Genomic DNA, 15133 nt, shown 5'->3' on the forward strand with positions numbered 1-15133 from the left:
CCTTAGGCTGTGGGGCGGGCGGCGAGAGCTGCCGAGGCAGTGATGCCGAGGGCCGCGGCATTGCCGGCAAGAACTCTGGCGGCGTCGGCCGTGGGGAGCCCGGCTGCGTGGACTTCGTCAACAGGATCCCCGGCGCCCATGTCGAATGGGTAATCCGAGCCGAGCAGTACTTGCGCGGGACCTGCCACCTCAACGAGGGCGCGCAGCTCGCGGGGGCTATGCACCAGGGAATCGAAGAAGATCCTCTGAAGATACGTCGACGGCGGTTCGGCGCACCGCTGCGCCTCGGGGCGGACCTTCCAAGCGTGGTCCGATCGGCCAATGGTGGTGGGCAGGTAACCACCCCCGTGCGCGGCGAGGATCTTGAGGTCCGGGTGCCTGTCCAGGACTCCGCTGAAAATCAGGTGGGACAGCGCGACGGCGTTCTCTGCGGGCTGGGAGACGGTGTTGGCCAGGTAGAAGCGGTCCAGTCGTTCGTCCAGGGAGCAGCCGAACGGGTGCAGGAATACGATCGCGCCCAGCTCCACAGCCCGGCTCCAGAAAGGTTCCAGCCGTGGATCGGAGAGTTCAACGGTGCTGTGTTCGGGGTCTGCCGGCGTGGCAGCAAAGGAGCCGATCTCCACGCCTAGGAGTCCACACTCGAGTACGGCATGTTCCAGGGCTTCGACCATGTGCTGCGGGTGCTGGAGGGGGACGAGGCCAAGGCCGTTGAGCCGCTCGGGTGCGCGGTCCACGAAACTGCGAACCGCCTCATTGGCTTGCTTGGCGAGCTCCAAGGACAGCCTTTCGCCGGCAAAGTAATAGAAGTGCGACGGCGAGGGCGAGACCAGCTGCACGTCCACTCCTTGGGCGTCCATGTCCGCCAGGCGACGTTCCAGGTCAGTGAGCTGTGGCCAGCGTTCTTTGATCATGCGGCCGGAGTTGGCCATGGATTCCGGGCCGTTTCGCTTAACTTCCAGTGCCTGGAGGTCGCTGAATCCTTGCGGGTCTTTCTCGGCCACCAACTGCTGGAGAGCAGGTATCAGGACGTGCGCGTGGACATCCACTGTGGGGTGTTGATTGCTGGCGGAGTTGTTCATGCGGGTTCCTTGAGCATGGTGGAGAGCGAGTTCATGAGGCCGGGGACGTCTGCATCTCGGACGCCATCCAACATCCACTGGCCTAGCTGGACGGACGCTGTCACCACCGCAGTTGCCCTCTCCAGTCGACGGTCCTCGAATTCCTTCCAGAGGGTCTCGGTGACGTGGTCTGCTGCGATCAACAGCTCCGCAAGTACCGCGGCGTCTTCCAACGCCATGGCTGCACCCTGAGCAACAGTGGGCGGACAACTGTGTGCTGCATCGCCGATGATCACAGTGCGTCCACGGTTCCAAGGACCCTCCACGAGGTGCGAGGTGAACCACGTGTAGTTGATTCGCGCGCCATGGTCCAGGCTTGAGCGGATCTCGTTCCACGGGCCGCCGTAGGCGCCGGCGAGTTCGGCCATCACCCTGGGACCGTCTTCCTGCTTGCGTTCCTGGGCCTTCTCCACGAGGTAGGCGTAGATGGTGTCAGGTCCGGTGGGGCAGTAGCCGGCGATGAAACACGGCCCCCCGTAGGTGAGGTCGGTCCGGACCACTTCCTCAGGCCGTTCGACGAAGGCCCGCCAGATGCCCATGCCGGTGGGTTGGGGTTCGACGTCGATGCCGATAGCCTTGCGGACAGCGGAGTGAAGTCCATCGGCGCCGATCAGGAGGTCATAGTCCGAGGTGCTGCTATCGCTGGTGCGGACGGTGACGCTGCCGCCGTCGTCCGCTATATCGGTGACTGTTTTGCCATAACTGATCCGGGCGCCGGCTTGCAGAGCCCGGTCCCGGAGGATGGCGGTCAAGTCCGGCCGGTACATTCCGAGCGTTGCCGGAAGGTCGTCGCCACCGGTTTTGATGTCCTCGAGGACAGCCAGGACGGTCCCATCAGGATTGGGAGCCCGAAGTCCGAGGGTGCTGAAGCCGTAGCCCCTTGCTTTCACCTGCTCCCAGACGCCGAGTTCGCGCAGGATCCTCAGGGCATTGCCCTGCAAGGTGATGCCCGAACCCAGCGTCTGCGGCTCGGCGGCCTTCTCCAGAATCTCGACGTCGACTCCCGCGTCGGCGAGGAGGATGGCGGCGGTCAGTCCCGCAGCTCCCGCTCCGACGATTCCGACCTTTTGTACTGCTGCCATCTTTGACTCCTTTATGGTGACGGCGTTACTGCCTATTGTGCTGCGTTTTGCAGGGACTGCTATCGAACAGCGATGGGATTGACCGGTGAGCCGACAGCCCCCGTGATGGGGAGTGGCGCTGCGGTGAGCATGAAGTCGTACTTGCCGTCTGCAGCGCAAGCCTCAGCGAGCGGGTCCGGGTCCCACATTTCGCCCAGGAACAATCCGAGGTTGGGAATGGCGATCTGGTGCAGGGGCTGGAAAGCACCTTCAAACTCGTTGGGACGGACCTCGAATCCCCAGGTGTCCGTGGCGATTCCCGCGATTTCCGAGGCGTGCAGCCACGCCGCCGTAGTGAAGGAAAGGCCCGGAGCGGACCCACCAGCATAGTCACCCCAGCCTTCACGGCGGACCCGGGTGTACTGCCCGGTTCGGATTACCAGAATGTCTCCGCGGCGAACAGCGGAGCTGGTGCCCTGACGTTCGATCGTGCTCTCCAAGTGCTCCGGGGTGATCGCAAAGCCATCGGGTAGTTCCCCATCTACGCCCAGGGCCCGGCCTACGTCCAGCAGCACGCCGCGGGTGACGATCTTCGCCGCGGCGGTTTCAATCCCGGTGACAAGATCGCCCTCGGAGGTGACGACATCGCCTGCGGCCCTGCCGTTCCATGCCTTACCCCGATCGAAGATATGCCCAAGCCCATCCCACTGCGTAGAGCACTGCAAGGGCATGGCGATGACGTCATCAGCCCCGCCGAAGCCGTGCGGGAATCCTTGGTTGCCGCGTTCGGCATCGACTCCGGTGTCGGTCATGGTGTGGACGGGGTTGGTGCGGCGGCGCCATCCCTTTTGGGGGCCGTTGGTATCGAAGGGCTGGGACAAGGAGAAGGCCTCCCCGGTGGTGACCAGCGCTGCGGCTTCGACCCGTTTCGCTGCATCGATGAAGTTGAGCGTTCCGAGAACGTCGTCTTCGCCCCAGCGGCCCCAGTTGTTGAACTGCCCCGCAGCCGCAGCAATGCTGGCCAGCGGGTCGGAGCGCTGGATCAAGGAAGCTTTCGCTGCTTCAGTGGTCACTCTTCGTCCTTGCAGTGGATGAGTTGGGTGCCCAGTCCGGTGATGGTGCCTTCCATGACATCGCCATCCTGGAGGAGCCGTCCCCAGTGCTGGCCGTTCCCTGCGGGGCTGCCTGTAAGGACCAGGTCTCCGGGTCGCAAGGGCATGATCTGCGATGCTTCACTGACAAGCTTGGCGACACCGAAGATCATGTCCTGAGTCGATTCGTCCTGCATGGCCTTGCCATTGAGCTTCAACGTGACCTGTACATCCTGCGGGTCTCCGAAGAACTTGGCAGGCACCAGCAGCGGACCGGTGGGCAGGAAGCCCGGTGCATTCTTGGCGCGGTACCAGTCCGAACCGATGGCGGGCATGTCCTTGCGGAAGACGTACTCGCGCGTGGTGATGTCGTTGACCATGGTGTACCCAAAGACGTAGTCAAGCGCCTCTTCCGGGGTGACCCGGAACGCTTCCTTACCGATCACAGCAGCGAGTTCAAGTTCCCAGTCGTGGGATTTGCTGTACCCCGGCAGGGTGAGATCGTCCGTGGCTGAAGCAATCGCCGTCGGGAGGCCGATGAAGAAGTACGGGGTTCCCTGGCCTGCCCGTTGGTCCATCATTGCAGCGGTTTTCGCGCGCACCTCCTCTGCGTCCTGGCCGGCTTCCCGGTGGGCCACGGCCAGATCGATCACGTGCTTGCGGTAGTTGGCGCCGGTCTGCAGGACCTGCGCCGGTTCAACCGGGGCAAGGACCTCGACGCCGGACAGCGCCAGAGATGTCTCCTCGCCAACCGTTGCGGCCAGTTGGTCGAGCTCGCTTTCAGTGGTTGCCCAGTGCTGGATCAGCGAGTTGATGTCACTGTCCAGGGGCAGGACGCGGTCACCGACCAGCAGGCCGACCTTCGCTTTAGTGTCGCCGGGTTCCTGAAAGCGGATCAGGGAGTATGTTGCGTTGGACATTGGGTTAGCCCCGGCCCTGCTTCGCGTAGGGGTTCAGGAGTGCTTCCTTCATTTCAGCGGAAGCACCTTCTTCCGTTGCGGTGAAGCCTTCGGCGGGCGGGAAGGACTCGGTCATGGAATGCGGCATGGCACCGTTCTTGTAGAAGTTGTTGGAGCCTTCCGAGGGCTTCCAGGTGTTGGCTTCCCAGTCCGGCACATAGTTGCGGTAGCCGCCGGAATTGAGCTCGACGCGGAGACCTGAGGGGTCGCGGAAGTAGAGGAAGTTCTGCTCGCCAACGCCGTGGATGGAGGGTCCGTATTCCATGGGGGTGCCGTTTTCCATCATGACGTCCGCGGTGCGGAGCAGGTCCTCGGTGGCGTCCACCCAGAAAGCGATGTGGTTGACGCGGCCCGGGCGGCTGGAGGTGTCCGCCACGACGCCGAGGTCGTGGGATTTCTCGTTGGTGGTCAGGACGGAGAAGACCGTGATGGGAGCTTCGTCCAGGTCCACGAACGCCATGATGCGGAAGCCCAGGGCTTCGTTGTGCCACTTGGCGAATCCACGGACATCAGAGCTTGCTACCGTGACGTGGTCCAGGAACCTGGGCGCGGCAGCGTGGCTGCTGCGGCGCTCCGGCCGGTCCGGGTAGGTGGACTCGAAGCCGGGCTCGGCCACGAACTTCTCCACGTCATAGAACAGGCGCATGTGGTGTCCGTAAGGGCCGGTGAATTCGTAGGCCTTGCCGAAGCCGTGGCCACCGGCAGTCCAGCTGCCCTGCACGCCGGTTGCTTCAACACGGGCTGCTGCGGCTTCCAGCGCGGACTGGGAATTGGTGCGCCACGCCATCCGACCCAAGGATGCCTCGGGACCTTCCGTGATGACCAGGCTGTAACGGTAGTAGTCGCCCCAGCAACGCAGGTACACGTTGCCATCCACGCGGTCGATGATGCGCATACCGAACTTCCCCTCGTAGAACCGGGCCGAGGCGTCGACGTCCGGAGCGGTGATTTCGAGGTGGGCAAGATGGGAGAGGGGAGTTTCCACGATGAATTCCTTCTGAAGGCTGATGACTGGAACGCTTTTGTTCGCTTCCTGATACAACCATGACTCAGGTCACGTATTTGAAGAAGGGCGAATGCTTGATAGGGACTATTTGTTGAATGGATACATCGATAAGATGCTGAGATGAAAAATCTGGATCTCAATCTCCTGCCACAGCTTCAGGTTCTACTTGAACTCCGGAACGTTTCCCGGGCAGCCGATCGGCTCCAGCTCAGTCAGCCCGCAACCAGCGCCGCGCTGTCCAGACTCCGGCGGCATTTCGACGACGAACTCCTGGTCCGCAATGGCCGCACCCACGACCTCACACCCTTCGCCACGTCTCTGGTGCCGCTGATTGACGAAGCCATTCTGCACGTCCAACGAGCTACGCGCGTTCGCTCAGGTTTCGATGCGGCGACGAGTGAACGTGGATTCGTCATCGCCGCATCTGACTACGCCGCCGCGCTCATCGTCGGACCGTTGCGTGGAATCCTGAAGGAAGAGGCCTCCCACATAACCGTAGACGTGGTACCCACATCCGGGCTCCAGGGCACTATGGCGGAATACACAAAAATAGACCTCCTCGTGGGCCCAACCGGCTACCGCATGCAAGGAGACTCCAAACAGCTCTTCCGGGACAACTTTGTGGCGGTCGCGGATGTGAACAATGAAATCCTTCAATCACCTCGCCTGTCACTGCACGACCTTGTAGCCGTTCCACACGCAGTCGGCTACTTCGGAGAAGGCATCAGCACGCCCGCAGACAAACTATTCGAATCGAGGGGTCTGAGACGCCAAGTAGCCGCCGTCGTTGCCGGGTTTCTTTCCCTGCCGCTCCTGGTCGAAGGAACAGACCTCTTGGCCCTGGTGCCCCGCATGCTCGCCATAAAAGCTCAACGCGGCGCAAACATCGCGGTGCTCGAATTTTCGGAAAAACTTGAGGCCTCACTCATCGAGGCCATGTACTGGCATCCGTCGCTGACAGAAGACCCAGCAAATACCTGGCTCCGCTCCGTCGTACAGCGCGCCTGCTCTCGACTCCATGAACACTTCCCCCCGACAGAATGCCCCGTCCTCGTTTCAGGGGATACCGAAAACGAGGACGCACTATGGCCCAACACAGAGCAGCCGATTGACGGCCTAGACGGACCATAACGGCTAATAGCCGGGATTTGTCTAGAGAGACAGCGTCGCGCCAAGCGTGGCCGGTCAAGGCCTATAGCCCTTACGGCGTTGGGCTGGAGGTCTGTTCGACCTGCGGCCCGTCCGTGAAGCCGCCTTAGCTGTTTCAGCTCGTTGCGTAGAGATAGGGTGCCGATTCCGCGTCGCAAATGTTTTTGGCGCATCTTCAGTTCGATCTCCTTGGGGCTCCCCTTTTTCGTGATCAGTTTCCGGTGCGCATTGTCCTTCTTGAACTCGACAAGCTTCTTGACATACTCGGATCCGAGCAGCCCAGTCGGCTGGCGAGCAGGGCGGTGATCGTGCCAATCCTAGGCATCGCAGACGGCTGTTAATAATCCACGAGTGTAAATTTCATCCGCATAAACTTTCGGCCGTCTTACTTCGCATCTCGACGTGTTCCGCGTCTTGAAGGCATTGCAGGAATTCGTCGACGGCAGGAGAAGGGTTAGCCAAGTGCGCCGCGAAGAGGGACGTCTGGGGGTGCCCCGTGATGCGTTTGGCGACCACGCCCGGCATCTGGAAGCGACTTACGGACTCAGGGAGGATCGAGATACCGAGCCCTGCAGCCACGAGTCCGAGGACGGTTTCCTGGTGGATGGACTGCTGGATCACATTCGGGGACAGCCCTGCTCCATCGAACAGCCGAAGTACCCGTGCTACGAAGCCAGGCATGAGGCGGTACGGGAATAGGATCATTGGCTCGCCTTCAAAGTCCTCTGGTCGAATCTCCGCCCGCGACGACGTCAATGGGTGCGCTTCCGGCATGACGGCAACCAGCTCTTCCGTGCTGACGAATTGCAATGTCAGGCCTGGTACCTCACCCGGGTCGCGGACCACACCTAAATCCAGCTCGCCGTCGAGCAGTTGGTCGAACTGTTCGCCACTGGTGAGCGGTCTCAAGGCCAGTTCGACCCGGGGACGCAGTTCCCTGAAGGCCCTGATCGCTTCGGGGATGGTGGTGTAGCTTGCGGAACTGACGAATCCCACCCTGATCCGACCACTCAGGCCTGCCGCCACACTGGCAACATCTCCTGCTGCGTCGTCCAATTCCATGACCGCCGCTTGGATCCGATTCCTGAACGCCTCCCCGGCCGGAGTCAGAGCGACGCGGCGAGTGGTTCGGTCGAACAACTGGACGCCCAACTCGGTTTCCAAGCGCCGAATGGCCACGGTCAGCGGAGGCTGGGTCAGGTGCAGGCGTTCGGCTGCCCGGCCGAAGTGAAGTTCGTCCGCGACCACGAGGAAGTACCGCAGTTGCCTGAGTTCCATGACCATTCTTTCAATTGACGATAACAATCCTTTCATAAATGATATTGGACGCCGCCCGCCGAGTGGTGAGTAACTGGGTTCACCGCCGAACCTCGGTCATTCAGCACAGGAGCTCCCCAATGGAATCGTTCGAATACGTCGTTGTCGGAGCCGGCCTCGCCGGCGCGGCCACGGCCTGGCAACTGGCCGCCCGCGGCCACGACGTAGCCCTGCTGGAACGGACCACCCCGGCCAATAACGCCGGAAGCTCCCATGGCTCAGCCCGAATCTTCCGCTACGCCTACCCGGACGCTTTCTACACCGGGTTGGTCTTGCAAGCGAAGAACGGCTGGGACGAACTGGCTCGCCTGTCCGGCAAGCAATTCATCACTCCGACCGGCGCCGTTGACTACGGTGCCGTCCGACAGCCCGAGCGCCTTGCGGCTGCCTTGTCCTCGCATGGGATCGAGCACGAACTCCTGACCGCCACAGAAGCCCAGGGTCGTTGGGGTCAAATCGCCTTCGATACCGATGTTCTGTGGCACCCAGGTGCCGGTGTCATCGACGCGCACGATTCCGTTGATGCCATGGTGGCGCAAGCAGTGGCCCATGGTGCGGCACTCCACAACGACTGGGCCGTCGCCTCCGTCAAGGGCGCCGCCGGTGACTACATCCTGACCTCCGAGGATGCCCGTGCGGTGAAGGCAGCGAACGTGATCGTCGCGGCTGGCGGCTGGCTCCGCCAGCTCCTCGACTCCTTGTCCCTGCCCTCCGGTTACCTTGCGGGCATGCCCCACATCGAGGTGCGACAGGAACAGGCCTACCACTTTCCCTACGCCGACCAGTCCTCAAACGAAACTTGGCCCACGTTCATCCACAAGCGTGAGGGCTGGCAGGCTTACGGTCTTCCGGGCGGCAGCGACGCAAATTTCCGAGGGCAAAAGGTCGCCGAGTACAACGGCGGCAAGATCCTGCCTTCGGCCGCGGACCAGGATGGTCTGATCGACCCAGTCAACCGCCGTCGTGTCATTGACTACGTGGAAAGATACCTCCCGGGGCTTACGCCCGAACCATACGCCGAGACCACCTGCCTGTTCACCAACACCCCCACCGAGGATTTCATCATCGACCGCGCCGACGGCATCACCATCCTCTCCCCCTGCTCCGGGCACGGCGCCAAGTTCGCCCCGCTGATCGGACAATTCGCCGCGGACCTCGCCACCGGCATCGGACCGGTCCCCGAACAGTTCCGCCTCGCCGCTCGGGCCATCGCAGCAGGAGCCCGCTAATGCCTACTCAAACCACGGGCAGCCTCACCGCCCAGCCAAGCAAGACGCCGTCAACAGTTACCGGTTTGCTGTCCGACATGTCGACCATTGGCAAGGACGTGGTGCGCGGCGGCTACACCCGCCCTGTCTACTCCACCGCCGAACTGGAACTGCGCGAATGGTTCATCGACGAGGCCACCCAGCGCGGGCTGAGCGTGGAAGCCGACAGGAACGGAGCGATCTGGGCCTGGTGGGATACCGCCGAAAAGGACCGGACCAACGCATTAATCACCGGCAGCCACCTCGACTCCGTTCCCGGCGGTGGCCCCTTCGACGGGCCCCTCGGCATTGCTTCTGCGCTGGTGGCCCTAGACATTCTTAAGAGCCGCGGAACCAACCCCACCCGACCGCTCGCCGTGGTAGTTTTCCCCGAAGAGGAAGGCTCCCGCTTCGGTGTCGCCTGCCTCGGTTCCCGGCTCATGACCGGGGCCATCGACCCCGACAAGGCCCGTAACCTCCGCGACTCCGGCGGCAACACCTTCGCTGCCGTCGCCAAGGCCAACGGCTTGGACCCGCGGTTCGTTGGCCGCGACGATCAACTATTGGGCCAGATAGGGCAGTTTGTGGAGCTGCACGTCGAACAAGGCCGCGGCCTGATCGAACTCGACCAGCCCATCGCCATCGCATCCTCCATCCTCGGTCACGGACGCTGGCGCCTGAGAATTCACGGACAAGGCAACCACGCCGGCACCACCCTCATGGCCGCTCGGCGCGACCCAATGGTCGCTGCATCCCGTACTGTCGTGGCCATCCGCGACACAGCCCTACAACAAGCCCACGCGCGCGCAACCGTCGGCAGGCTCCAGCCCGTCCCCGGCGGAACCAACGTCATCGCCTCCCGCGTAGACTTCTGGCTCGACGTCCGCCACCCCGACGACGCCGTAACAGCAGCAGTCGTGCAAAGCATCCACCAGCAAGCACAACGGATCGCCGCCGAAGAAGGCTGCGTCGTAAGCCTCACGGAAGAATCACTGTCCCCCACCGTCCATTTCGACACCGGCCTGCTACATCAGCTCCAACAAGCGCTGCCCAACGCGCCCATCTTGGACACCGGCGCCGGGCACGACGCAGGCATCCTCTCCGCATTCGTCCCCACCGCCATGGTGTTCGTGCGCAACCCCAGCGGCATCTCCCATTCCCCCGAAGAACACGTGCTGGACGAAGACGCCGAGACCGGGGCGAAGGCCTTGGCCGACGCCCTCGAAACCCTCCTCGCCTGAAGCCAGGCATCATCACAAGAAGTAGCACGCCGGAAACATTCGCTGGACGAATGGGTGACGGCACCAGCATTTACTCGCAGTTACTAATTTTTGTTCCCCGTCAAGAATCAGGATTCCTATGTCTACTCAAATCAACTTCCGTTACCTCAGCGAGCCCGACATGATCGAGGCCGGTGTAGCCGACCTCGTCCGTTGCACTGACGTAATGGAAGAAGCCCTCGTTCTCCTGCGTCAGGGTGATTACCGGATGGCCGGCGAGAACGGCAACTCGCACGGTGCCATGATTACCTTTCCGGCAGCACCCGAGTTCGCAGGCATGCCGAAAGACGGACCCGACCGCCGCTTCATGGCCATGCCCGCCTACCTCGGTGGACGCTTCGGCACCTCCGGCGTGAAGTGGTATGGCTCCAACACTGAAAACCGCGCAAAGGGCCTCCCCCGCTCGATCCACGTGTTCGTGCTGAACGACCGCGACACCGGCGCCCCTTTGTCGATCATGAGCGCCAACCTCCTCAGCGCCTACCGCACCGGCGCCGTCCCCGGCGTCGGCGTCAAGCACCTGGCAAAAGCGGACGCAAAGGTCGCCGCCGTCGTCGGTCCGGGCGTCATTGCCCGGTCGGTTCTGTCCACCACCTTGGCCCTGCGCCCGTCGATCGACACCCTCTACGTGAAAGGCCGCAGCACCGGCAGCACCCAGGCGTTTGTTGACTGGGCCCAGGCCACCTTCCCCCAGCTCACCGAAGTCGCTCCCGCTGTAACCATCGAAGAGGCCATCGCCGAGGCCGACGTCGTCATGGCCACCACCTCCACCGACGCCGCCGGCAGCGTAGCTTTCCCGTACTTCCCGAAGCATGCCATCAAGCCCGGGGCCCTGCTGCTGCTGCCTGCCGCCGCCCGTTTCGATGACGACTTCCTGCAAGGCGGCGCGCGACTGGTGATCGACGCTGAAGGCCTCTACCAGGCGTGGCTCGAAGAATACGGCCCCACCGCCTACCAGATCCTCGGCATCCCGGGATCGCACTGGTTCGGGCTCTTGGAAGAAGGCAAGATCCCGGCGTCGAAGATCGAAGAGATCGCGGACATCGCGACAGGCAAGCTCCCGGCACGCCGGGACGACGATGAAATCATCCTCTACTCCGTCGGAGGAATGCCCATCGAGGACGTAGCCTGGGCCACCGACCTCTACCGCACGGCCGAGGATAAGAACATCGGCACTGTCCTGAACCTGTGGGACACCCCTGCTCTCGCCTAGAACCAAGACCCGCGTGGGGGGCAGAGGTCACCTGCCCCCACGTGGACCAACCAGCCGCACCCGAAAATCTGCTTCGTCAAAGGGGTATCCCATGGATTCGGGAAACGTGGCCTGGCTGCTGTCAGTTCGGTCCTGGTTTGTTTGCATGGAGGCGGTTTCGGACTCCTCGGAACACAGGCCCTCCGCACCGCCGTGACCCGCACACCGTATCGGGCCCATGCAGTTTCTTCCACTCGCGTACGGTTCGCCATCCAGCAAAACGAAACGAGAGGCTCTGTGGAGAGGCGCAGAAACCCGCGTCTCCTTGACACTGCATGGAGCTAACAACCGCGTTAACCGTTGAACTGGGTGATCGTGCCCGTCTGAGCGGCGTTTGTAGCGCCCTCATCTTGGCCATGGTGATGGACGAAGGCGCCATTTGGCTTGGTTGTGGCTCTTGCGGTTCTGGCCTAAACCATAGGGTGGACGGGGCAAGCGTGGCGCCGACGGGTGAACCAATCTGTCGGTGCTCCTGAAGTCGGCCCCGCTTTCCTATTCTCGGGCTGAATGGCGCTCCTTCGCATGTGCGCCGAGGAGCGAGATGACCGTCGAAACCTTAGCACTGCGGGTGCTGGGACGGGTGAGCACTCCCAACCCAAGGGGGGTGACCTGGTCGCTCAGCTCTATGGAGACGACACGTGCGCCATCGGCGGTGAGATCAGTTCCCCAGCGCTGATTGAGGATAGAGAAGCCAACTCCTGCGGCCACGAGGGCTCGCACTGAATCAAGACTTGTCGCACGCACTTCCGCGGGCAGAGGTGCTCCTGCCGAGCGAAAGAGGTCCAGTGACCGGGCGGCCGTGAACGCAGTCTCGTAGTTGACCATCGTGTAAGCGGAAAGTTCTAGAAGACTCACCTGCTCGCTCGCTCCAATTTCGCTAGCGGGAGCGGCGATGACGTACGGCCAAACGTAGGCCAGGTGATGGAAGTCCAGTTGGTCCGGCAGTGACTGGTCGTATACAAGCGCCAGATCCAATTCTCCGTCCAAGACGGCCCGTTGCAGAACGTCTTGGCTGCCCTCTGTGATAGCAAGTCTTGTGTGCGGCGACCCTTCCCGGAGGTCGGCCATCAGTCGAGGGATGTAAAACGGAGTCAGCGGCAGGTAACATCCGATCCGAACCTCGCCTTCCAACTCGTCCAGCTCTCCTCGGGCGGCGTCCTGAAGCCCGTGTACGGCCTCGAGGATGTCGCGCGCTCGAATCGAAATCTTCCGTCCAATGGCAGTGAGGCTGACGCCCTTTGAGCGGTGGCGTACTAGTAGTTCTACACCGAGCCTTCGCTCGAGGTTCCCTAGAGAAATCGAGAGGTTCGACTGGGACGTGTGGAGCATGGCGGCGGCTGTGCTGACGCTTCCGGCGTCGCCCGCGGCGATCAGCGCTTCAAGCTGGGCAAGTGTAACGTCAGGGCGCGAAGACATATGCCCATTAAATACATTTAATCAATATACTTCAACTGGACTATCTATTTGATTAAAGAATTGGCTGCCGACAGACTTAGTGAGTAACCCAGATCACTTGGAGGAATCGTGGCACCTAACGCCGATTTTCACAGGCTTGCATTGTCGCCTGTGTCCGGTACGGAAATCCGACACCGGTTTATCGCCGGCATGGGCAAAGCTACGGCGGCAGTAACCTTGGTCACTACCGACGGCACCGCAGGTCGCTTCGGTCAAACAGTCACCGCGATGATGTCAGTGTCTGCTGACCCGCCTACCTTGGTCATCGGGCTTTATCGCGGCGCTCCGGTAGCTGATGCCGTGCATAGCAACCGGTGCTTCGCCGTCAACGTGCTGTCCACAGGCAATGTTGATATCGCCCAGGACTTCGCTGGTGCGTCCGGTCCCGGTACCCGATACAAGTTTGGTACGGAATGGGGATCGCTCCGCACGGGATCCCCGATCCTCAGCTCAGCGGCAGCATCGTTCGATTGCCACGCCGAGCAGTTCTTGGTCGCCGGCAGCCACCTTCTGATTGTTGGCCGAGTCGTGGATGCCCAGACTCTCGACGACACAAAGACCCTTATCTATGGATCCCGCGCCTACGGGATCCACGCCCCCCTCGAATCGACGTCCACGGAGAAGAAAGCGTAGCCATGAAACAGCTATACACTGACCGCCAGAAGGGGTTTCTCGCCCTGGCTGACCAACTCGTTGAACGGTTCCGAGATCGGGCAGCTGAGAATGACTTGAACAACACCTTCCCGTTCCAGAACTACGAGGACATGCGTGAGGTGGGTCTTCTGAACCTGTCCGTCCCGGAGGAGCTTGGTGGCCTCGGGGCCACCTTGTTCGAGGTAATCCCGGTTGTCGAGCGCATCGCGTCGGCGGACGCCGCGACCGCCCTGGCCGTGAACATGCATTTCACTCCGCTGGCGCAGTGGTCTGCGGTGTGGAGAAAGACGAAGAATCAGCGACTCGAAGGGCTGTTGCGCGAAGCCGCTGAGGGCCGTCTGATTTGGGCTGCCATCACCAGCGAGTTCGGAACGCCGAACCTGATGACCGATGCTCGCACACGGGCGGAACGCGTTGAAGGTGGATTCCGCATCACGGGGCGCAAGAACTTTGGCACGAACTCGGCAGTGGCCACCCATGCATCCACTACGGCGCGCTATGAGGATCCCGAGAACGGTCCCCAGTTGTTGATGATGAAGATTGACCTGCACGACCCGGCGATCACTGTCCACAATGTGTGGAACATGATGGGCATGCGGGCGACTCAAAGCAACGACCTGGAGTTCGACGGTCTTTTTGTCCCAGACTCCGATGTGGTGCATTCCTTCCCTGTCGGCTACCTCGACGCAACGGTCACCGAGACCGTTTTCGGCTCCTCCCAGCCGGCGTTCGGGGCTGTATATGTTGGTCTGGCAACGGGTGCGCTCGACTGGGCCAAGCAGCAGGTGCGCCGACGCGGACTGATCGACGATGCCCGCGCCCAGGATGCGATCGCTGATGCCGAAATCCTCATCGAGAGTGCTCGCGCCCTGCTGTACCGCCACACAGTGCAGTTCGGCACACCGGAGTACTACGAGGAGTTTGACCTCCAAGAAATCGTTGCCCAGAGCGCGATGGTGAAGCATGTGTGCACGACCAATGCCGTCCAGGTCTTCACGCGTCTGGTCGATGTGGTCGGGGGCGCGGCATACGTACGTTCCCTGCCGTTTGAGCGCATGTGGCGCGACGTGCAGGCCGGACGGTTCATGCCCGTGTCCTCCAGCGCCGCCCACGAATTCATCGCGGCCAGCTCCCTCGGACTCGCACTAGCTCCTACTCACGGAAGCCTTCGCGAAGAGGTGCACGCATGAGCAGCCCGGAGACCATGCGCGCGATGATCTGCGTCGGAGTCCGCGATCCCTTCTTCGCTGCAGACGCTGATGAGCGCAAGTTGGTTTTTGAGACGACCAAAGCTGCGTTCTCTGATCTGGCCGGCCGCTTCGGGGTTCGTGTGCTCGCGACCTTCGACGATGACACGCTACAGGTTGGGCCTTCAAGTGCCGCACCTTGGACGGCCTATATCCTTCTAGAGGCCCCAAGCTACGATGCTGTGCGGTCAATCGCCAATATTATCCGTGAGACGCCGATCGGCGACCGCTTGCTGTGGCACTACTACAAGATCGAAGCTCGCCTCGGTCGTGCACTGTTCTTCGGGGCGGAGTAAG

At 62.0% G+C, this 15133-nt stretch carries 14 protein-coding genes; 7 read left to right on the forward strand and 7 right to left on the reverse strand.

Features of this window, described 5'->3' with window-relative positions:
- Positions 1-2: 2 nt before the first annotated feature.
- The 5 genes from J2Y68_RS03095 to J2Y68_RS03115 are packed head-to-tail and all read right to left on the reverse strand — an operon-like array spanning position 3 to position 5214.
- The gene (locus J2Y68_RS03095; RefSeq protein ID WP_309989533.1) at positions 3-1079 is read right to left on the reverse strand and encodes an amidohydrolase family protein; all 1077 of its coding nucleotides are present in this window, start codon (positions 1077-1079) and stop codon (positions 3-5) included.
- Positions 1076-2200, reverse strand: coding sequence for an FAD-dependent monooxygenase (locus J2Y68_RS03100; RefSeq protein ID WP_309989536.1), 1125 nt, complete (start codon positions 2198-2200; stop codon positions 1076-1078). Before J2Y68_RS03100 ends, J2Y68_RS03095 begins: the two co-directional genes overlap by 4 nt.
- A gap of 59 nt (positions 2201-2259) precedes the next feature.
- The gene (locus J2Y68_RS03105) at positions 2260-3252 is read right to left on the reverse strand and encodes a cyclase family protein (protein ID WP_309989538.1); all 993 of its coding nucleotides are present in this window, start codon (positions 3250-3252) and stop codon (positions 2260-2262) included.
- Complete coding sequence (locus tag J2Y68_RS03110; protein WP_309989541.1) at positions 3249-4190, reverse strand: fumarylacetoacetate hydrolase family protein; 942 nt, start codon at positions 4188-4190, stop codon at positions 3249-3251. Before J2Y68_RS03110 ends, J2Y68_RS03105 begins: the two co-directional genes overlap by 4 nt.
- Before the next feature lie 4 nt (positions 4191-4194).
- A complete protein-coding gene (locus J2Y68_RS03115) occupies positions 4195-5214 on the reverse strand; it encodes a VOC family protein (RefSeq protein ID WP_309989544.1) in 1020 nt (339 codons plus the stop codon).
- Between the two features lie 141 nt (positions 5215-5355).
- Here J2Y68_RS03115 and J2Y68_RS03120 point away from each other — a divergent pair, with 141 nt between their 5' ends.
- Positions 5356-6366 carry a LysR family transcriptional regulator gene (locus J2Y68_RS03120; RefSeq protein WP_309989547.1) on the forward strand — a complete coding sequence of 337 codons (1011 nt, stop codon included), beginning with the start codon at positions 5356-5358 and terminating at the stop codon, positions 6364-6366.
- A gap of 378 nt (positions 6367-6744) precedes the next feature.
- Here the strand turns inward: J2Y68_RS03120 and J2Y68_RS03125 are convergent, their stop codons facing one another.
- Positions 6745-7662 (reverse strand): LysR family transcriptional regulator, encoded by a 918-nt coding sequence (locus tag J2Y68_RS03125; RefSeq protein ID WP_309989549.1) that lies wholly within the window; start codon positions 7660-7662, stop codon positions 6745-6747.
- A gap of 119 nt (positions 7663-7781) precedes the next feature.
- On the opposite strand from J2Y68_RS03125, the gene J2Y68_RS03130 reads away from it, so the two are divergent.
- The 3 genes from J2Y68_RS03130 (at position 7782) to J2Y68_RS03140 (ending at position 11441) form a co-directional block, all read left to right on the forward strand.
- Entirely contained in the window at positions 7782-8930 is a 1149-nt protein-coding gene (locus J2Y68_RS03130; RefSeq protein ID WP_309989552.1) for an FAD-dependent oxidoreductase, read from the forward strand.
- The gene (locus J2Y68_RS03135; RefSeq protein WP_309989555.1) at positions 8930-10189 is read left to right on the forward strand and encodes an allantoate amidohydrolase; all 1260 of its coding nucleotides are present in this window, start codon (positions 8930-8932) and stop codon (positions 10187-10189) included. Before J2Y68_RS03130 ends, J2Y68_RS03135 begins: the two co-directional genes overlap by 1 nt.
- A gap of 118 nt (positions 10190-10307) precedes the next feature.
- Positions 10308-11441, forward strand: coding sequence for a tyramine oxidase subunit B (locus tag J2Y68_RS03140; protein WP_309989558.1), 1134 nt, complete (start codon positions 10308-10310; stop codon positions 11439-11441).
- 531 nt (positions 11442-11972) lie between these two features.
- Here J2Y68_RS03140 and J2Y68_RS03145 read toward each other — a convergent pair.
- Positions 11973-12896, reverse strand: a complete 924-nt coding sequence (locus J2Y68_RS03145; RefSeq protein ID WP_309989560.1) for a LysR family transcriptional regulator — start codon at positions 12894-12896, stop codon at positions 11973-11975.
- 108 nt (positions 12897-13004) lie between these two features.
- Here J2Y68_RS03145 and J2Y68_RS03150 point away from each other — a divergent pair, with 108 nt between their 5' ends.
- From J2Y68_RS03150 to J2Y68_RS03160, 3 genes are read left to right on the forward strand one after another with little or no spacing between them, the layout of a single operon-like run.
- A complete protein-coding gene (locus tag J2Y68_RS03150; protein WP_309989563.1) occupies positions 13005-13568 on the forward strand; it encodes a flavin reductase family protein in 564 nt (187 codons plus the stop codon).
- A 2-nt stretch (positions 13569-13570) separates the two neighbouring features.
- On the forward strand, positions 13571-14779 hold the full coding sequence (locus tag J2Y68_RS03155; protein ID WP_309989565.1) for an acyl-CoA dehydrogenase family protein: 1209 nt from the start codon (positions 13571-13573) through the stop codon (positions 14777-14779).
- On the forward strand, positions 14776-15132 hold the full coding sequence (locus J2Y68_RS03160; RefSeq protein ID WP_309989567.1) for a hypothetical protein: 357 nt from the start codon (positions 14776-14778) through the stop codon (positions 15130-15132). The genes J2Y68_RS03155 and J2Y68_RS03160 overlap by 4 nt, the downstream gene beginning before the upstream one ends.
- Position 15133: the final 1 nt, after the last annotated feature.

Origin of the sequence: Paenarthrobacter nitroguajacolicus, from assembly GCF_031455195.1 — a bacterium.
GTDB classification, from domain to species: Bacteria; Actinomycetota; Actinomycetes; order Actinomycetales; family Micrococcaceae; genus Arthrobacter; species Arthrobacter nitroguajacolicus_D.